The organism is Rathayibacter sp. AY1C6 (assembly GCF_002931535.1).
GTDB lineage: Bacteria > Actinomycetota > Actinomycetes > Actinomycetales > Microbacteriaceae > Rathayibacter.
This window is the reverse complement of the sequence record NZ_PSWC01000023.1, coordinates 17183-34947: the sequence shown is the minus strand read 5'-3', so window position 1 is coordinate 34947 and position 17765 is coordinate 17183. Positions and strand designations below refer to the sequence as shown.

Here is a 17765-nt window from a genome sequence, read left to right as displayed (position 1 = left end):
GGGCACGCTCGCGACGACCAACGAGGTCACCACGAGCACCCCGACCGTCGGCGGCTGATCCCCGCTGCGAAGGGCCCGCCGTCCGGAGACGACGGGCCCTTCGCAGCGGGGATCAGCCGCCGACGGTCGGGGTGCTCGTGGTGACCTCGTTGGTCGTCGCGAGCGTGCCCAGGTAGAGCTCGATGACCTTGGGGTCGTTCATCAGCTCCCGGCCCGCGCCCTCGTAGGCGTCGCGGCCCTGATCGAGGACGTAGCCGCGGTCGCAGATCTGCAGCGCCCGCCGCGCGTTCTGCTCGACGATCATGATCGAGACGCCCGCGCGGTTGATCCGCTGCACGTTGACGAACGTCTCGTCCTGCCGCATCGGGGACAGGCCGGCGCTGGGCTCGTCGAGCAGCAGCATCGACGGGTCCATCATCAGAGCCCGCGACATCGCCACCATCTGGCGCTCACCGCCCGAGAGCGACCCCGAGCGCTGCTTGAGCCGCTTGCTGAGCTCCGGGAAGAGCTCGGTGACGAACTCGAGCCGCTCCTTGTACAGCTTCGGCTTCTGGTACATGCCCATCTCGAGGTTCTCCTCGATGGTGAGCGACGGGAAGACGTTGTTGTTCTGCGGCACGAAGCCCACGCCCTTGGACACCAGCTTGTCGGCCTTGAGGCCGGTGATGTCCTCGCCGTTCAGCAGGACGGTGCCCTGGCGGATGTTGACCAGGCCGAACATCGCCTTCAGCAGCGTCGACTTGCCTGCACCGTTCGGGCCGATGATCCCGACGAGCTCGCCGCGCTTCACGTAGACGTTCGAGCCGTTGAGGATGTTGACCCCCGGCACGTAGCCCGCGTGCAGATCGTGCGTCTCGAGGGTGTTCGGAGTCGTCGTGTCGGCGGTCATCTCTCGTCCTTCTCGAATTCGACGGCCGGGGCGTCGGTCGTCGGGGCGACGCTCGTCGGCGCGGAGGCCGACGGGGACGCCGTTCCGGCCGCCGGAGCGTCGTGGCCGGGCGTCGGGATGCCGGCCTTATCCGCCTGCCGCTCCACGTCCTCGCGGACGAGGTCGGAGTCCATCTCCTCGGCGATCTCGAGCTGGCCCTCGATCGTGCCCAGGTCGGTGTCGTGGTGCGCGCCGAGGTACGCGTCGATGACGGCCGGGTCGTTCATCACGGTCGAGGGCGGGCCCTCGGCGACGACCTTGCCCTCGGCCATCACGATCACCCAGTCGGCGATCGTGTTGACCATGTGCATGTCGTGCTCGACGAAGAGCACGGTCATGCCCTCGTCCTTCAGGTTCACGATGTGACCGAGGAGCGACTGCGTCAGCGCCGGGTTCACGCCGGCCATCGGCTCGTCGAGCATGACGAGCTCGGGCTCCGACATCAGCGCCCGCGCCATCTCGAGCAGCTTCTTCTGGCCGCCCGACAGGCTCGACGCGTAGTCGTCCCGCTTGGTGTCCAGCTTGAACTTCTCGAGCAGGCGGATCGCGCGCTGCTCGATCGAGTCCTCCTCCTTCGACCACAGCGGGCGGATGAGCGAGGTGAAGATGTTCTCGCCCTTCTGCCCCTTCGCGCCGAGCAGCATGTTCTCGAGCACTGTCATGCCGCCGAGCGCCTTGGTGAGCTGGAACGTGCGCACCATGCCCATCCGCGACACCCGGTAGGCCGGGACGTTGGCGAGGTTCTTGCCCTTGAAGTTCCACTTGCCGGTGTTGGGCTTGTCGAAGCCCGTCAGCAGGTTGAAGAACGTGGTCTTGCCGGCCCCGTTCGGGCCGATCAGGGCGGTGATGGATCCGCGGGGGATCTCGAGGTGCTCGACGTCGACCGCGGTCAGGCCGCCGAAGCGGCGGCTGACGTTGTCGGCGACGACGATGGGGTCCTTCTTCCTGACCCCGGGGACGATTGCTTCCTCGGTGATGTCCGAGACCGGCGTCTTAGGCAAAGTGCAGATCCTTCTTCTTGCCGAAGATCCCCTGGGGTCTGAAGATCACCAGGAGCATGAGGGCTACCCCCACCACGATGAACCGGATGGGTCCGGTCTGCACGGTGGTGAGGCGGATGAGGTCGTTGTTGAGGACCCCGGTGTCGATCCCGAGCGTGAGCAGTCCGTCGGTCAGACCGAGGACGACCCAGAAGATGATCGAGCCGACGACGGGTCCGAAGACCGTCGCGGCGCCGCCCAGCAGCATGATCGTGTAGAGGAAGAACGTGAGCTGGGTGCCGTAGTTGTCGGGCTGGAGCGAGCGGGGGAGGATGAACAGCGCTCCTGCGAGGCCTCCGAGCACGCCGCCCAGGATGAGCGCCTGGATCTTGTACGAGAAGACGTTCTTGCCGAGCGAGCGCACGGCGTCCTCGTCCTCGCGGATGCCCTTGATGACGCGGCCCCAGGGGCTGCGCATCAGGAGGAACACCAGGAGGCAGGCCAGGAGCACGAGGCCCCAGCCGACGATCCGCACCCACCACTGGTCCTGGCTGTAGGTGAGCACGCCGATGCCCCAGCGGCCCTCGGGCAGCGGGTTGAGGTCGTTGAACGCCTTCGCCGCGCCGTTGATGCCCTCCGAGCCGCCGGTGATCGCCGAGAACTCGGGGGTCTTGACCGAGAGCCGGATGATCTCCGCCGCCGCGATCGTGACGATCGAGAGGTAGTCGGCCCGCAGCCGCAGCGTCGGGATGCCCAGGATGAGCGCGAAGACGGTCGCCGCGACGATCGTCGCGAGGAAGGAGCCCCAGACGGGCCATTCGAACTTGACCGAGGTGATGGCGAAGGCGTAGCCGCCCACTGCCATGAAGCCGGCCTGTCCGAAGTTGAGCAGCCCCGTGAATCCGAAGTGGATGACCAGGCCGATGGTCGCCAGCGCGTACGCGGCGACAGTGGGATCGACGATCTGCCCGATCGCCAGCCAGATGAAGTTGAGGTTCATGGTGTCCTAGCCGATCCGTTCCTTGCGGCCCAGGATTCCCTGCGGCCTGACCAGGAGGATGATGATCATGAGAACGAGCGGAGCCACGTACTTGAGGTTCTCCGGGATCCAGATCGTCGAGATGTTCATCATCAGTCCGATGATGAGCGAGCCGACCAGCGCGCCGTAGGCGGAGCCGAGTCCGCCGAGCGTGATCGCCGCGAAGATCAGCAGCAGGATCGACGCTCCCGTGTCCCAGCGCAGCGACTGGTAGTAGCCGATGTAGACGCCCGCCAGCGCGGCGAGAGCGCCCGACATCACCCAGACGACGCGGATGACGCGCTCGACGTTGATGCCCGAGGCGGAGGCGAGGGCCCGGTTGTCCGAGACCGCCCGCATCGCCTTGCCGATCTTCGTCTTCGTGAGGACGTAGGCCACGGCGACGATGCAGACGACGCCGACGACGGCGCCGACGATGTCGGTGAACTTCAGGCTGATCCCGAGCTCCGGCACCGTGAAGAACGGAGCGGTGCTGTTGGGGAGCGAGAGCCGGTCGGCTCCGAAGAAGAAGACGAACACGTAGCGCAGGGCCAGCGAGAGGCCGATCGTCACGATCATCAGCGGGATGAGCTGGATGCCCTTCTTCCGCAGCGGCTTCCAGAGCAGTCCGTCCTGGACGAAGCCGAAGGCCCCGCCGAGGATCACCGCGATCGGGATGGCCAGCAGCGCCGGGAGTCCGAAGACCCCGGAGAAGAGGTACGCCATCAGCGCGCCGAAGGTGACCAGCTCGCCGTGGGCGAAGTTGTTCAGGCCGGTCACGCCGTAGATCAGCGAGGCGCCGATCGCCGCGAGGGCGATCAGGAGCCCGAAGATCAGGCCGGTGACGACCTTCGGCCAGAAGATGATCCAGAACGTGTCGGCCGACACCGGCTGGTTCACCGCATTGGACGTGCCGTCGGGGTTCGTCGCGTCGTTGCCGGTCGTGCCCTCGGTCGCGGGGCTCGTCGGAGCCGCGGAGTCCGTCGGGACCGGGACGGTCGCTCCGGAGCCCTTCGGGTTGGCCGTCGAGACGATGAAGTTCACGATCTGGTTCTGCGAGGCGACGATCTTCACCTGCTTCGGGTTCTGACCCGCGGCGGGGTAGCCCTTGTCGGCGGGCAGGGACTCCTCGTCGACGGTCACCGTGTAGGTGCCCGCGGCGTCGAGGGGGAACGTGGCCCGGCCGTCCTCGCCGGTGGTCACGGTCGCGGAGGCGTCGCCGCCGATCTCGACGGTCACCCCCGTCAGGTTCTCGTTCGTCCCCTGCACGCGGACCCAGGCGATGATCGACTGGTCGGCGGTGGTGGCGGCGAGTGCGGCAGGGGCCGCCGCGGCGATCCCGGTGAGGGTCGCGGCGAGCAGACCCAGGGCCAGGAGCCGGTCTCGGAGCCTCGGGCGTCTCCTATCCACGGGGCGCCTCCCGGTCCGTCGGATGCAGGGTCGTCGAGCGCTGGCGGCGCATCGAACGGCTGGCTGTGAGCAAGACGTCTACCTCTCGTCAGGGTGCACAGACGGATGGGGTCTCCGGGCACGCCCGAATCGCCGTCGTCAAACAACGTTGGTTGACCATACGTTCCGCATGTGTCGGCGGTGTTTCACCGTCCGCACTTACGCGTGACGACATTATGAGGGAGAGGAGAGCGCTCCAGCGCCCATCCGCGGCCCGGCGGCCGCGCCGTCGAGGAATACCGCGGGCCCTGCGGCGCTTAAGATCGAACAACCGTGGCGCTCGTGAGCGGACTCCTCCCGTCCTCTCCGGGCTCCCGCACTCGACCTGCTAAGGGGCATTGATGGACCAGCCGGATCCCTTCGGATTCCTCGGACTCACCTACGACGACGTCATGCTCCTTCCGGGGCACACCGACGTCATCCCGAGCGAGGCCGACACGGCCTCCCGTCTCACCAAGCGCATCAGCGTGGCGACCCCGCTGCTCTCCGCGGCGATGGACACCGTCACCGAGGCGCGCATGGCGATCGCGATGGCCCGCCAGGGCGGCTTCGGCGTCCTGCACCGCAACCTCTCCATCGCCGACCAGGCCGACCAGGTCGACCGGGTGAAGCGGAGCGAGTCGGGCATGGTCTCGAACCCCGTCACCACCACCCCGGACGCCACCGTCGCCCAGGTGGACGACCTCTGCGGCCAGTACCGGATCAGCGGCCTCCCCGTCGTCGACTCCACCGGCGTGCTCGTGGGCATCATCACCAACCGCGACATGCGCTTCGTCTCGCCGTTCGAGAAGGCGACCACGCTCGTCCGCGACGTGATGACCAGCACCGGCCTGATCACGGGCCGCGTCGGCATCCCCGACAGCGAGGTCATCGCCCTCTTCGCGCAGCACAAGATCGAGAAGCTGCCGCTCGTCGACGCGCAGGGCAAGCTCGCCGGCCTCATCACGGTCAAGGACTTCGACAAGTCGGAGCAGTACCCCAACGCCACGAAGGACGACGAGGGCCGCCTCCGGGTCGGCGCCGCGATCGGCTTCTTCGGCGACGCCTGGCAGCGCGCCACCGCCCTGCTCGACGCGGGAGTCGACGTGATCGTCGTCGACACCGCCAACGGCGACTCCGCCGGCGTGCTCGACATCATCCGCCGCCTGAAGTCCGACTCCGCGTTCGCCGGCGTCGACGTCATCGGCGGCAACGTCGCGACCCGCTCCGGGGCGCAGGCCCTCGTCGACGCGGGCGCCGACGCCATCAAGGTCGGCGTCGGCCCCGGCTCGATCTGCACCACCCGCGTCGTCGCCGGCGTCGGAGTCCCGCAGGTCACCGCGGTCTACGAGGCGTCCCTCGCCGCGCGCGAGTCCGGCGTGCCGGTGATCGCCGACGGCGGCCTCCAGTACTCCGGCGACATCGCCAAGGCGCTCGTCGCCGGCGCCGACACCGTGATGCTCGGCTCGCTCCTCGCGGGCTGCGAGGAGAGCCCCGGCGACCTCGTGTTCCAGAACGGCAAGCAGTTCAAGACCTACCGCGGCATGGGCTCCCTCGGCGCCCTGCAGACCCGCGGCGAGCGGACCTCCTACTCGAAGGACCGCTACTTCCAGTCGGACGTGCCCACCGACGACAAGCTGATCGCCGAGGGCATCGAGGGCCAGGTGCCCTACCGCGGCCCGCTCGCGAACGTGGCGTACCAGCTCGCCGGCGGGCTCCGCCAGTCGATGTTCTACGTCGGAGCGCGCACCATCCCCGAGCTGAAGGAGCGCGGGAAGTTCGTGCGCATCACGGCGGCCGGGCTGAAGGAGTCGCACCCGCACGATGTGCAGATGGTGGTGGAGGCGCCGAACTACCGGCGCTGAGGGGTCTGGTGGGGGCCGGCGGCGGATCGGGATCGCGGCCCCTCTGCCCGATGGGCCTGCGGCCCATACGCCCACCACGCCGGAGGGGCCGGGATCCCGATCCGCCGCCTCCCTCCGGGAGACGAGCACCGATTCTCGGCTGAGGGGCGGGGGACGCAGCGCGAGCGGCGCGGGGCGCCGCCGCGACTGCGGGGGGAGGGCCTCCGCCTTTCCGCATGCGGGGGAGTGGTCGTGCCTCACCGCGTGAGCGCGACGGAGTGGGGACTGGCGTCCCGTGTCCCAGCAAGTCGTCGTCGCGGCCGCGCAGGCTTCACCTGCTGGTGGTGTGCGCCCGCTCGCGTCGATCGCGGCCTGGTGTGGAGCCCGGTGGGAGCGGAAGCAAGCGATCCGCTTTCCAGCGGATCGGCGTAGCGCGGACGCGTGACGCTCTGCGGAACGCGACCGCCCGCTCGGGCCGACCGCGGGCGAGCGGCGAGCGGAGCGAGGAGCGAGCCACGGCTGATACCGCTCAGCGGTGACCGGCGATCCGCGTGCGAGCGGATCGTCGTAGCGCGGACGCGGGACGCTCTTGGGAACGCGACCGCCCGCTCGGGCCGACCGCGGGCGAGCGACGAGCGGAGCGAGGAGCGAGCCACAGTAAACTCTGCGTCATGGAGATCGAGATCGGGCGCGCCAAGCGCGCCCGCCGCGCGTACGCCTTCGACGACATCGCCGTCGTCCCGAGCCGCCGGACGCGCGACCCCGAGGTCGTGTCGGTGAAGTGGTCGATCGACGCGTACCAGTTCGCGACGCCGATCCTCGCCGCGCCGATGGACTCGGTGGTGTCGCCGGCGACGGCGATCCGGCTCGGGCATCTGGGGGCGCTGGGCGTCCTCGACCTCGAGGGTCTGTGGACGCGGTACGAGGACCCGGAGCCGCTGCTCGAGGAGATCCGTCGGCTTCCGGCCGAGACCGCGACGCAGCGGATGCAGGAGATCTACTCCGCTCCGATCCGCCCCGAGCTGGTGACCGCGCGCCTGGCCGAGATCCGCGCCGCGGGCGTGACCGTCGCCGGGGCCCTGTCGCCCCAGCGGACCGCGGAGCTGTACCAGACCGTCGTCGACGCCGGGGTCGACGTGTTCGTCATCCGCGGCACGACCGTCTCGGCCGAGCACGTCTCGCGCGACACCGAGCCGCTGAACCTCAAGAAGTTCATCTACGAGCTCGACGTGCCCGTCATCGTCGGCGGCGCCTCCACCTACACCGCGGCCCTGCACCTCATGCGCACGGGCGCCGCGGGCGTCCTCGTCGGGTTCGGCGGCGGTGCCGCCTCCACCACCCGCACGACGCTCGGCATCCAGGCTCCGATGGCGACCGCGGTCGCCGATGTCGCCGGCGCTCGCCGCGACTACCTCGACGAGTCGGGCGGACGCTACGTGCACGTCATCGCGGACGGCGGCCTCGGCACCTCCGGCGACATCGTGAAGGCCGTCGCGGTGGGCGCGGACGCCGTGATGCTCGGCTCGGCGCTGGCCCGCGCGACCGACGCTCCCGGCGGGGGCTGGCACTGGGGCGCGGAGGCGCACCACCCGCAGCTGCCGCGCGGCCGCCGCGTCGAGGTCGGCACCGTCGGCACCCTCGAGCAGGTCCTCTACGGCCCGGCAACCGGCGCCGACGGCACGGCGAATCTCATCGGCGCCCTGCGCCGCTCGATGGCGACGACCGGCTACTCCGACCTCAAGGAGTTCCAGCGGGTCGAGGTCGTCGTCGCGCCGTACCAGCCCAGCTGACGCTCACCGACCGAGGCGATCCTGACCGTCGAGGCCGCCGCGAACAGCGGGCTCCCTCGACGGCCCGGGGGTCCCTGGACGCGGCGGACGCCGGCGCGGGTCGGCCGGACGGGCTGGCGTCGTAGGCCTCGCGCCAGCCCGGCGGACGACGCTGCGGACCCGCGCGCGCGGATCCGGTCTTCCCGGCGCTTCTCGGCGAGAAGCACGAGCTCGGGCGAGCGGCCCCCGAGGAACGCCGGGTCGGTTCGGATCGACGGTGGTCTGCGCGAGATCCGAGACGGCGAGTCCGTCGATCAGTGCGGGTGAGGGCGGACGCGCGCTCCGCGACGCCGTTCCACGTCCGGCTGCCCGGGTCCGTCGCCCCTCGACATGCACGGTCTCCGCAAGAGGCTCGACCAAGGGGCGTCCCGGACCGCCGCCGCCGCCGCCGACTCGCGGAGGACGAAGGGCGCGCTCCAGGTCGCGGCCACGGCGTCGATCCGCGCCCGCTGCCGCTCGTCCGCGGAGGCCCCCGCCCACTCGCCGGTCCGCGCGTACCGCGGCGCAGCCGCACGGACTCGTCCGACCGGCCTCACGCCCCGCCTCGATAGATCCCCACTGCACGCTTCCGCCCCCCTTTCCCTCCCTCCGCTCCTCCTGTGGAGACTCCCCCCACCCCCTGTGGACAGCGAGGGACGCAGGACCGCCGAGGCCGCCGGGAAACTGCGGGATCCCTCGACGGGTCGGGGTTCCCTCGGCAGGAGGGCTCCGCACGCGCCTAAGCTGGAAGTCCCGAGTGGGAGCGCCGCACGGCGCGGAGGGAGCACGCATGGTCGAGGTCCGCAGGGTCAAACTGCCCGGTGTCGGCGTTCTGCACACGTTCCTGACGGCCGACGGCGGCAAGGTCGGGGTCATCGCCCACCGCTCCGGCCACAGCGACCTGATCACGTTCGCCGAGGGCGACCAGGACGGCGCCAAGGTGTCGCTCCGCCTGAGCGACGACGAGGCGCACACCCTCGCCGAGCTGCTCGGCGGCACGCAGATCACGGAGTCGCTGACCGCGCTCGACCAGATCCCGGGCCTCTCGATCGACTGGTTCACCGTGGACTACGACGACCACATCGCCGGACAGCAGCTCGGCAAGCCCGCCGACCGCGGGATCGTCGGGCTGACCGTCGTCGCCGTGGTCCGGGGCGACGCCGCCAATCCGGCGCCGGCCCCCGACTTCCGCGTCTTCCCCGGCGACACCCTCGTGGTCGCCGGCAGCCCCGAGAAGGTCGCCAAGGCGTTCGCGTTCTTCCGCACCGGCAGCTTCGCCAAGACGGTCGACGCCCCGCCCGGAGCCTGAGGATGCACCACGGCGAAGACCTCATCGTCCTCGGCGTCCTGTTCGTCGTCGCCTACGTCCTCGGCCGGCTGGGGAGGACGATCGGGCTCCCGGCCATCCCGATCTACATGGTCGTCGGGCTCCTCGCGAGCCCGAACTTCCACCTCTTCCCGCTCGACTTCGAGTCGAGCTACATCGAGCTGACCGCGGTCTTCGGGCTGATACTCCTGCTGTTCAACCTCGGCCTGGAGTTCGACCAGGACGAGTTCTTCGGGAACGCCGGCCGCCTGATCCTCTCCGGCGGCTCCTACATCGCGGTCAACATGGCCGTCGGCCTCGGCTTCGGCTTCGCGCTGGGCTGGGGGAGCCGCGAGGCGCTGATCATCGCCGGCATCACGGCGACGAGCTCGAGCGCGATCGTCACCAAGCTGCTGATCGAGCTCAAGCGCCTGGCGAACCCCGAGACGCCGATGATCCTGGGCGTCACGGTCGTCGAGGACATCTTCATCGCGGTCTACCTGGCGATCGTGTCCGTCGTGCTCTCGGGCGAGACGGAGCCGTGGCCGGTGGTGCTCAAGCTCGTCATCGCGTTCGCGTTCCTCGTGGTGATGTTCGCGATCGCCCGCTGGGGCGGGAAGGTCGTCTCCCGCTTCTTCCGCACTCGCGACGACGAGCTGTTCACGATCCTGTTCTTCGGTCTCGCCATCCTGTTCGGCGGCATCGGCGAGGTCCTCGGAGTGACGGACGCCATCGGCGCGTTCCTGATCGGACTGGTCATCGGAGCGACGCGGTTCCGGTCGAGGGTCGAGCACATCGCGATCCCGCTGCGCGACGTGTTCGGCGCGTTCTTCTTCGTCAACTTCGGTCTCGGGCTGGATCCCGGCGCGTTCCCGAGCGTCGTGGTCCCGGTGCTGATCGCCGCGGTGATGACCATCGTCCTCAACCTCGGCGCGGGGCAGTTCGTCGCGTGGCTCAACAAGCTCGGACCGCGCGCGGGCCTGAACGCGGCGTTCATCCTGCACAACCGCGGCGAGTTCGCGCTCATCCTGGCGACGCTCTCGCTCTCGGCGGGGCTCGACGAGCGGATCCAGCCCTTCGCCGGCCTCTACGTGCTGATCATGGCGATCGTCGGGCCGATCCTCGCCTCGCGCTCCGAGAGCATCGGCGCGTTCCTCTCGCGGCGGCGGCACCGCCCGGCACCCGCAGCGGCCACGGCCATGGACGAGGAGGACTTCGCGCTCGTGGAGGCGGCGATGGCCGCGCCCGCCGTCTCCGCGGAGGAGGCCCCCGCTCCTCCGAGGCGCCCCGCGGAGCCGGACGAGCTCGACGACGAGTTCCCCGATCCGATGCGCCAGGCGCTCATCGACCAGGCGATGCAGCAGTCCGACGGCGCCGACGACGCCCGGCCCCGCCGCCCGAGGGAGCCCGACTACTGATCCCACGGAGCTCCCACACTCACGGGTTAGGCTCGATCCGGCCCGCGGGACACCGCACGGATCGAGGGCGGACGAGGGACGAATGACGCAGAGCACGGTCGGGCAGGTGGCCCGGCGCCCGCGCTGGATCGCCGCGCTGGCGCTCGCACTCCTGATCGCCGGGCTCTTCGCCGCGCTCGGGCAGTGGCAGGTCGGCCGCGCGGTCGAAGCCGCCGCGCCCGACTCCGGAGTGTCGGAGACGACGCTCCCGCTCGCCGAGGTCGCGACCCCCTCCCGCTCGATCACGGCGACCGCCGACGGACAGCGCGTGGAGGGCTCGTCCGTCTTCGTGCCGGGCGGTGCCGAGATCCTCGGCGGCCGCCTGAACGGCGAGCAGCCGGGCTGGTGGGTCATCGCCCGTACCCGCACCGCCGACGCCGATCTGGTGCTCGCCTACGGCTGGACGCAGGACGAAGCGCAGGCGCAGTCCGTCGCGGACGCGCTCAACAGCGGGAGCGAGCAGGCGCCCTCCTCCTTCATCGGCCGCCTCGTGGCCAACGAGGCCGCGGAGGCGCCGGCGGAGGGCCTGGACCCCGCCACCCTCACCGCGCTCTCCGTCCCCGCGCTGATCAACCGCTGGCCGGACCCGCCGCAGGACGTCTACCAGGGCTACGTCGTCGTCGACGAGCCGGTCGCCGGCCTCGAGGCCATCGACTCCCCGGCGCGCGTGAGCGACGTCTCGCTGAACTGGCTCAACGTCTTCTACGCGATCGAGTGGGTCGTCTTCGCCGGCTTCGCCCTCTACCTCTGGTTCCGCCTCGTCAAGGACGCGTGGGAGCGCGAGGCCGAGGAGGCGCTCGACGCCGAGGAGCGCGCCCGCGCCGACCTGGGCGACCGGGCCGAGGCCCCCGCCCCCGCACCGTAAACTGGTCGTCATGCCCCTCGAGCCCAAGCCCGCGCAGTTCCCTGCGATCCGGAGCGCGCTGCGCTTCTACCGGGTGACCTCGATCATCACCGGCGTGATGCTGCTCCTGCTCTGCGCGGAGATGCTGCTCAAGTACGTCTTCCACCTCGAGCTGTTCGCCTTCGGCCAGCAGGGCGTCCTGCACTTCGCCCCGATGTACGAGGTGCCCGGAGGCGAGTTCACGTCGAGCGGCACCGGCGCGAACCTGTCCACCGGCATCCTGATCGCGCACGGCTGGTTCTACGTCGTCTACCTCTTCGCCGACTTCCGCCTGTGGAGCCTCATGCGCTGGCCGTTCACGCGATTCGTGCTCATCGCGCTCGGCGGCGTGGTGCCCACCCTCTCCTTCTTCGTCGAGACCCGCATCGCCCGCGAGGTCGAGCAGTACCTCGAGCGCCGGACCGCCGGCACCGACCCGAAGACCCCGACCGACTCCGTGGAGGCCCCCCATTAGCGAGCAGCCCACCGCTCCCCAGCCGCACCTGGCCGCGCAGCCCGTCCTCGTCGTCGACTTCGGCGCGCAGTACGCGCAGCTGATCGCCCGCCGGGTCCGCGAGGCGAACGTCTACTCCGAGATCGTGCCCTCCAACGCCACGGCCGCCGAGATCGCCGCGAAGTCGCCCGTCGGCATCATCCTCTCGGGCGGCCCCTCCAGCGTGTACGAGGAGGGTGCCCCGCAGCTCGACCCCGCGATCTTCGACCTCGGGGTCCCGGTCCTGGGCATCTGCTACGGCTTCCAGGTGATGGCGAAGACGCTCGGCGGCGAGGTCGCCAACACGGGGCTGCGCGAGTACGGAGCGACGGACGCCGCCCTCTCGACCGACGGTGGCGTGCTCCTCGGCGAGCAGCCCGCCGACCAGACGGTGTGGATGAGCCACGGCGACTCGGTCGCACAGGCGCCCGAGGGCTTCGAGGTCCTCGCCTCCACGAGCTCCACCCCGGTCGCCGCCTTCGGCAACGACGAGCGCCGTCTCTACGGCGTGCAGTGGCACCCCGAGGTCAAGCACTCCGCCTACGGCCAGGCCGTCATCGAGAACTTCCTCCACCGCGCCGCGGGCATCCCGGCCGACTGGAACTCCTCCAACGTGATCGACGACCAGGTCGCCGTGATCCGCGAGCAGGTCGGCACCGGACGCGTCATCTGCGGCCTGTCCGGCGGAGTCGACTCCGCCGTCGCCGCTGCGATCGTGCACCGTGCCATCGGCGACCAGCTCACCTGCGTCTTCGTCGACCACGGACTCCTCCGCAAGGACGAGCGCCGCCAGGTCGAGGAGGACTACGTCGCCGCGACCGGCGTCCGCCTGGTCACCGTCGACGCGCGCGAGCAGTTCCTCGACGCGCTCGCCGGCGTCAGCGACCCGGAGCAGAAGCGCAAGATCATCGGCCGCGAGTTCATCCGCACCTTCGAGGCCGCCGCCGAAGCGCTCGTGCTCGAAGCGCAGGGCGAGGGCGAGACGATCGACTTCCTCGTCCAGGGCACGCTCTACCCCGACGTCGTCGAATCCGGCGGCGGGACCGGCACCGCCAACATCAAGTCCCACCACAACGTCGGCGGACTCCCCGAGGACCTGCAGTTCGCCCTCGTCGAGCCGCTCCGCACCCTCTTCAAGGACGAGGTCCGCGCGATCGGCCGCGAGCTCGGCCTCCCCGAGGTCATCGTCGGCCGCCAGCCCTTCCCCGGACCCGGCCTCGGCATCCGCATCGTCGGCGAGGTCACCCAGGAGCGGCTCGACCTCCTCCAGGACGCCGACGCCATCGTCCGCGCCGAGCTCACCGCCGCCGGCCTCGACACCGAGATCTGGCAGTGCCCCGTCGTCCTCCTCGCCGACGTCCGCTCCGTCGGAGTCCAGGGCGACGGCCGCACCTACGGCCACCCCATCGTCCTGCGCCCCGTCTCCTCGGAAGACGCGATGACCGCCGACTGGACCCGCCTGCCCTACGACCTCCTCGCCAGAATCTCCAACCGCATCACCAACGAGGTGAGCGGCGTGAACCGGGTGGTGCTGGATGTGACGTCCAAGCCCCCCGGCACCATCGAGTGGGAGTGATTCCGCGGGTCTCCGCACGGTCATCTGCGGCGTTGTCGGCGGTTGCGATACCTCCGGTATCGCGCCCTTCTCCGCCTTGCAGCTGACCGCGCGGAGACCCGCGGAACGTCAGGAACGGCTCCCTTCGAAGGGGGCCGTTTCTTGTTGAGGGGAGCGGGTGGGGGAACGAGCCCCTGCGGGGCCGTTCCCGGGTGCAGGTAGAGGGGAACGAGCCCCTGCGGGGCCGTTCCCGGGATGCAGGTCGGGGAACGAGCTCAGGTGGCTGTTCAGGGAACGGGTGGCCGCGGTTCGGCCGGGGGATCGGTCGGGGTTGACCGGTGCCTGGCGAGGCGTTCCGAGTGGCGGTCAGCGGGACGAGGCCCTGCGGGGACGTTCCTGGGGTGCCGGCGGAGAAGCGAGCTCCTGCCGAGCGGTCGGGGAACGCGGGTCGGCGCTGGTCCGGGGGCCGAGGTGCAGGCGGCAGGCTCGCGAGCGCGGGTCAGGCGGGGGTGTCGAGCACGCCGATGAAGCGGGTGCCGATGCCGTCGTACTCGTCGCGGCGGTGGCCCTCGGGGTGGTGCGGCCAGGAGGCGGGGGAGTGGTCCTCGCAGACGAGGAACGTGAACTCGGGCCACCACTTCTTCGGGCGGGCGGCCTCGGAGCGGCCGCAGACGGTGCAGTCGAGGGTCACCCACACGGGACGCCTGCCGGTGCGGTTCGCGCGCGACTGGACGAGCCAGGCGGGCGGATCCTGCTCGAGGGCGGCGAGCTCCTCCTCCGACAGACGGGTGGGGATGCCGTGCCGCGTCGCCATCTCGAGGGGGATGTCGAGGCGCTGAGCGGCCTCGCGACGCGTGATCATCCGGCCACCCTAACCCAGCGCCGCGCGCGGACCCCGAGGCCGCAGCGACGCGCGCGCGAGCAGCCACTCCAGCGGGCCCTGCCCCACGAGCCGCCTCCAGAGGAGAGCGGCGACGATCGAGCCGACCACGAAGACGCCGAGCAGCGTCCAGCTGCGCCACGCCTCGAAGTCGAACGGCTCGTACGGGACCAGGTACACCGCCAGCGCCACGAGCTGCAGCGAGTAGATCGTCAGCGGCATCGCACCGACGGCCGCGATCGGAGTCGCCGCCCGTGCCAGGAGCGGCAGCCGCTGCAGCAGAGCTGTCAGCGCGCCGAGGACCACGCAGGCGACCCCGCCCGCCCCGAGGAGCTCGGCGGTGGTGCTGGCGTGCGCCTCCACCGCCTCCGGACCCCCGAGCAGCAGCCCGCCGCCGTAGCCGAGCACGGCCGAGACGGCGCCGCCGACGACGACCCAGCGCTGGGTGGTCGCGGACCGGACGTCGCAGCGCGCGATCAGGAGGCCGAGTACCACGTACGCCAGCCACGACGGCACCGGGTAGTACTGGGTGAGCCAGATGAGGGGCTGCGCGGCCAGGAGCGCCTCGTCGGGCGACAGGGTCGAGAGCCAGGAGCCGCCGGCGCTCGTCAGCGCGTCGACCGCGAGGGGCCCGGCGATCGCCGCGACCGCGACCAGCAGGGCGAGGACCGCCCGCGGCAGGAAGAGCAGCAGCGCCGCGACGAGGAACATCACCCCGTAGTGCGGCAGGATCACCGCGATCGGCGTCCCGAGCAGGGTGAGGGCGACGCCGATGACGAGCAGGTACAGCCCGCGGAGCAGGATCGATCCCGTGTCCTGCCAGGGCCGCGAGGAGCGCTGTGCGCCGCCCGTCATCAGCCCGATCGACACTCCCGCCAGCACGGCGAAGAGGACGGAGCTGCGGCCGTTCCAGAGCATCTCGCTCTCGACGGGGGCGAGGTGGGCGGCGAACATGCCGAGGACGGCCAGGCCGCGTGCGACGTCGAGGCCGACGATCCGGGAGTCTGCGGCGCTCATCCCTCCATCGTGCCAGGCGCTCCCGGCAGTGCACCGGGAACGGCGCTGGGGCCGGGAACGACGACGGGCGCCCGACCCGGAGGTCGAGCGCCCGTCGGACGTGGTGCGCCGTGCTACTCGCGGAAGATCGCGACGAGGCGTAGGATCTCCAGGTACATCCAGACGACGGTGACCAGGATGCCGTAGGCGCCGGTCCAGCCGTAGATGCGGGGGAGGCGGTTGCGCACGCCCTGCTGGATGAACTCGAAGTCCATCACGAGCGAGTACGTGGCGAGCGCGACGGCGATGAGGCCGATCACGATGCCGATGAAGCCGGTGCGGAGACCGAAGCCGCCGCCGACGCCGAAGAGGCCGAGGCCCAGGTTCACCAGCGAGAACACCGCGTAGCTGATCATGCCGATGAAGAAGATCTTGTTGAGCTTCGGCGAGGTGCGGATCTTGCCGTTCATGAACAGCGCCAGGGTGACGCCGATCACGATGACGGTCGCCATGAGGGCCTGGACGACCGCTCCGGCGTACGCGCTCTCGAAGAACTTCGAGATCGCGCCGACAGCGATGCCCTGGGTCGCGGCGTAGCCGAGGATCAGGGCGGGCGACGGCTGCTTCTTGAAGGCGTTGACGATGCCCAGCACCAGCGCGACGAGCACGGCGGGGAGCATCAGGCCCGGGACGAACCAGCCGACGGCCGCACCCGCGAGGAGCACGACGAAGGCGAGGGCGGTCTTGGCGAGGGTGTCCTCGACGGTCATCCGGTCGGTCTCGACGGAGCCGGCGGCCGGACGGGAGTACATCTGGTCGAGCGTGCCGGGGGAGACGTCCGGGAGGTCCTGCACGCGGCCGGCGTAGCCGCGGTTGCTGAACTCCGGGCGTCCGAAGGCCGGATTGTTGCTTGCCATGGTTCCTCTTCTCTCAGGTGCGCTGGTCTCCGAGGGAACTCGCGGATCTGAGTCGCTGTGGGTGCGGGGTGCGCCGCGGATCCGAGAGGACTGCGACGATGGACACCACCTTATCTGAGAGCACCTCTCAGAGTCTGGCTGTTCTCTTCGAGCGGACCTCGACTCCGCTGCGAGCCGTGCAGAGCCGCCCGTAGGATCGCGGCATGCCCGCGCGCCAGTCACCGCTCGTCATCGGCCACCGCGGAGCGAGCGGCTACCGACCGGAGCACACCCGCTCCGCCTACGAGCTGGCGATCGCGCTGGGCGCCGATGCGCTCGAGCCCGATCTGGTGGCGACCCGCGACGGCGTGCTCGTCCTCCGCCACGAGAACGAGATCTCCGGCACGACGGACGTCGAGAAGCGCCCGGAGTTCGCTGCGCGCCGCACCACCAAGCGGATCGACGGCCGCGAGATCACCGGCTGGTTCACCGAGGACTTCACCTGGGACGAGCTGTCGGAGCTGCGGGCCCGCGAGCGGCTGCCGGCGGTGCGCGGCTCCAGCGCCACGTTCGACGGCCAGTTCCCGCTGCTGCGCTTCAGCGAGCTGCTGGCGCTGCTGGACCGGGCGGCGGAGGACGATCCGCTCGCTCCGCCGGGGCTCGTCGCCGAGATCAAGCACGCGACGTACTTCGCCAGGATCGGGCTGCCGCTGGATGTGCTGCTTCGCGAGGAGCTCGCCGCCGCGGGCTGGGGTCCGCGCGACCCGCGGCTCACGATCGAGAGCTTCGAGAAGACCGTGCTGGAGCGGCTCGCGGTGAGCGGAGTCGGCACCCGCCGGATCTACCTGCTCGAGTCGCGGGGCGCCCCGCCCGACCTCGTGGCCGCCCACGGCGCCGACGCGGCCCCCTACTCCGCCTTCACCACGCCGCCGGGACTGCGGAACCTCGCCGGAGCCGTCGACGGGATCAGCGTCGACAAGAGCATGCTCTTCTCGCGGGACGCGGCCGGCCGGGCGACGGGGACCGGTCCGCTCGTCGAGGACGCCCACGCGGCCGGGCTCGAGGTCTACTGCTGGACGCTGCGCGCCGAGAACCGATTCCTCGAGAAGGTGCACCGCCGCGGGAAGGACCCGGCGGAGTACGGCGGCTGGCAGGAGGAGTTCGCGATGATCCTCCGCTCGGGAGTGGACGGCGTCTTCGCCGACCAGCCCGATCTGGCGATCGAGGCGCGGGCGGCCGAGCAGGAGCGTCTGCTCCGCGGCTGAACCCGGATCGTGATCGGGCGCTCCTCCG

At 70.7% G+C, this 17765-nt stretch carries 15 protein-coding genes; 8 read left to right on the top strand and 7 right to left on the bottom strand.

Annotated features, from left to right (window positions below; translation table 11 throughout):
* Positions 1-112: 112 nt before the first annotated feature.
* From C5D36_RS13415 to C5D36_RS13400, 4 genes are read right to left on the bottom strand one after another with little or no spacing between them, the layout of a single operon-like run.
* Complete coding sequence (locus C5D36_RS13415) at positions 113-889, bottom strand: ABC transporter ATP-binding protein (protein ID WP_104224729.1); 777 nt, start codon at positions 887-889, stop codon at positions 113-115.
* A complete protein-coding gene (locus tag C5D36_RS13410) occupies positions 886-1929 on the bottom strand; it encodes an ABC transporter ATP-binding protein (RefSeq protein WP_104234165.1) in 1044 nt (347 codons plus the stop codon). The genes C5D36_RS13415 and C5D36_RS13410 overlap by 4 nt, the downstream gene beginning before the upstream one ends.
* Positions 1922-2908, bottom strand: coding sequence for a branched-chain amino acid ABC transporter permease (locus C5D36_RS13405; protein WP_104224731.1), 987 nt, complete (start codon positions 2906-2908; stop codon positions 1922-1924). The genes C5D36_RS13410 and C5D36_RS13405 overlap by 8 nt, the downstream gene beginning before the upstream one ends.
* A 6-nt stretch (positions 2909-2914) precedes the next feature.
* Positions 2915-4336 (bottom strand): branched-chain amino acid ABC transporter permease, encoded by a 1422-nt coding sequence (locus C5D36_RS13400; protein ID WP_104224732.1) that lies wholly within the window; start codon positions 4334-4336, stop codon positions 2915-2917.
* Positions 4337-4716: 380 nt separating this feature from the next.
* Between C5D36_RS13400 and guaB the strand changes: the two genes are divergently transcribed.
* The 7 genes from guaB to guaA all read left to right on the top strand — a co-directional run bounded on the left by guaB (position 4717) and on the right by guaA (position 13721).
* Positions 4717-6219 carry an IMP dehydrogenase gene (gene guaB / locus C5D36_RS13395; protein WP_104256107.1) on the top strand — a complete coding sequence of 501 codons (1503 nt, stop codon included), beginning with the start codon at positions 4717-4719 and terminating at the stop codon, positions 6217-6219.
* Between the two features lie 650 nt (positions 6220-6869).
* The gene (locus C5D36_RS13390) at positions 6870-7988 is read left to right on the top strand and encodes a GuaB3 family IMP dehydrogenase-related protein (RefSeq protein WP_104224734.1); all 1119 of its coding nucleotides are present in this window, start codon (positions 6870-6872) and stop codon (positions 7986-7988) included.
* Between the two features lie 808 nt (positions 7989-8796).
* Positions 8797-9315 (top strand): cation:proton antiporter regulatory subunit, encoded by a 519-nt coding sequence (locus C5D36_RS13385; protein WP_068256939.1) that lies wholly within the window; start codon positions 8797-8799, stop codon positions 9313-9315.
* A gap of 2 nt (positions 9316-9317) precedes the next feature.
* Positions 9318-10730 (top strand): cation:proton antiporter, encoded by a 1413-nt coding sequence (locus C5D36_RS13380; RefSeq protein ID WP_104234167.1) that lies wholly within the window; start codon positions 9318-9320, stop codon positions 10728-10730.
* An 82-nt stretch (positions 10731-10812) separates the two neighbouring features.
* Positions 10813-11634: an SURF1 family cytochrome oxidase biogenesis protein gene (locus C5D36_RS13375; RefSeq protein ID WP_104292891.1), complete on the top strand. Its 822-nt coding sequence runs from the start codon at positions 10813-10815 to the stop codon at positions 11632-11634.
* 10 nt (positions 11635-11644) lie between these two features.
* Positions 11645-12127 (top strand): DUF3817 domain-containing protein, encoded by a 483-nt coding sequence (locus C5D36_RS13370; protein ID WP_104234169.1) that lies wholly within the window; start codon positions 11645-11647, stop codon positions 12125-12127.
* 28 nt (positions 12128-12155) lie between these two features.
* Complete coding sequence (gene guaA / locus C5D36_RS13365) at positions 12156-13721, top strand: glutamine-hydrolyzing GMP synthase (RefSeq protein WP_104227304.1); 1566 nt, start codon at positions 12156-12158, stop codon at positions 13719-13721.
* A 478-nt stretch (positions 13722-14199) separates the two neighbouring features.
* Here the strand turns inward: guaA and C5D36_RS13360 are convergent, their stop codons facing one another.
* From C5D36_RS13360 to C5D36_RS13350, 3 genes are all read right to left on the bottom strand, one after another.
* A complete protein-coding gene (locus tag C5D36_RS13360) occupies positions 14200-14562 on the bottom strand; it encodes a DUF5997 family protein (protein ID WP_104267788.1) in 363 nt (120 codons plus the stop codon).
* A gap of 9 nt (positions 14563-14571) precedes the next feature.
* Positions 14572-15597: a DUF418 domain-containing protein gene (locus C5D36_RS13355; RefSeq protein WP_104267787.1), complete on the bottom strand. Its 1026-nt coding sequence runs from the start codon at positions 15595-15597 to the stop codon at positions 14572-14574.
* Between the two features lie 113 nt (positions 15598-15710).
* Positions 15711-16493 carry a Bax inhibitor-1/YccA family protein gene (locus C5D36_RS13350; protein WP_104224741.1) on the bottom strand — a complete coding sequence of 261 codons (783 nt, stop codon included), beginning with the start codon at positions 16491-16493 and terminating at the stop codon, positions 15711-15713.
* A 203-nt stretch (positions 16494-16696) separates the two neighbouring features.
* Between C5D36_RS13350 and C5D36_RS13345 the strand changes: the two genes are divergently transcribed.
* A complete protein-coding gene (locus tag C5D36_RS13345; RefSeq protein ID WP_104267786.1) occupies positions 16697-17737 on the top strand; it encodes a glycerophosphodiester phosphodiesterase family protein in 1041 nt (346 codons plus the stop codon).
* The last annotated feature ends 28 nt before the right edge of the window (positions 17738-17765 follow it).

Bases quoted from the DNA above. Each gene is read 5' to 3' on its own strand.
- C5D36_RS13385 (WP_068256939.1), top strand. From the start codon at position 8,797: ATGGTCGAGGTCCGCAGGGTCAAACTGCCCGGTGTCGGCGTTCTGCAC.
- C5D36_RS13380 (WP_104234167.1), top strand. From the start codon at position 9,318: ATGCACCACGGCGAAGACCTCATCGTCCTCGGCGTCCTGTTCGTCGTC.
- guaB (WP_104256107.1), top strand. From the start codon at position 4,717: ATGGACCAGCCGGATCCCTTCGGATTCCTCGGACTCACCTACGACGAC.
- C5D36_RS13345 (WP_104267786.1), top strand. From the start codon at position 16,697: ATGCCCGCGCGCCAGTCACCGCTCGTCATCGGCCACCGCGGAGCGAGC.
- C5D36_RS13390 (WP_104224734.1), top strand. From the start codon at position 6,870: ATGGAGATCGAGATCGGGCGCGCCAAGCGCGCCCGCCGCGCGTACGCC.
- C5D36_RS13405 (WP_104224731.1), bottom strand. From the start codon at position 2,908: ATGAACCTCAACTTCATCTGGCTGGCGATCGGGCAGATCGTCGATCCC.
- C5D36_RS13350 (WP_104224741.1), bottom strand. From the start codon at position 16,493: ATGGCAAGCAACAATCCGGCCTTCGGACGCCCGGAGTTCAGCAACCGC.
- C5D36_RS13415 (WP_104224729.1), bottom strand. From the start codon at position 889: ATGACCGCCGACACGACGACTCCGAACACCCTCGAGACGCACGATCTG.
- C5D36_RS13360 (WP_104267788.1), bottom strand. From the start codon at position 14,562: ATGATCACGCGTCGCGAGGCCGCTCAGCGCCTCGACATCCCCCTCGAG.
- C5D36_RS13355 (WP_104267787.1), bottom strand. From the start codon at position 15,597: ATGAGCGCCGCAGACTCCCGGATCGTCGGCCTCGACGTCGCACGCGGC.
- C5D36_RS13370 (WP_104234169.1), top strand. From the start codon at position 11,645: ATGCCCCTCGAGCCCAAGCCCGCGCAGTTCCCTGCGATCCGGAGCGCG.
- C5D36_RS13375 (WP_104292891.1), top strand. From the start codon at position 10,813: ATGACGCAGAGCACGGTCGGGCAGGTGGCCCGGCGCCCGCGCTGGATC.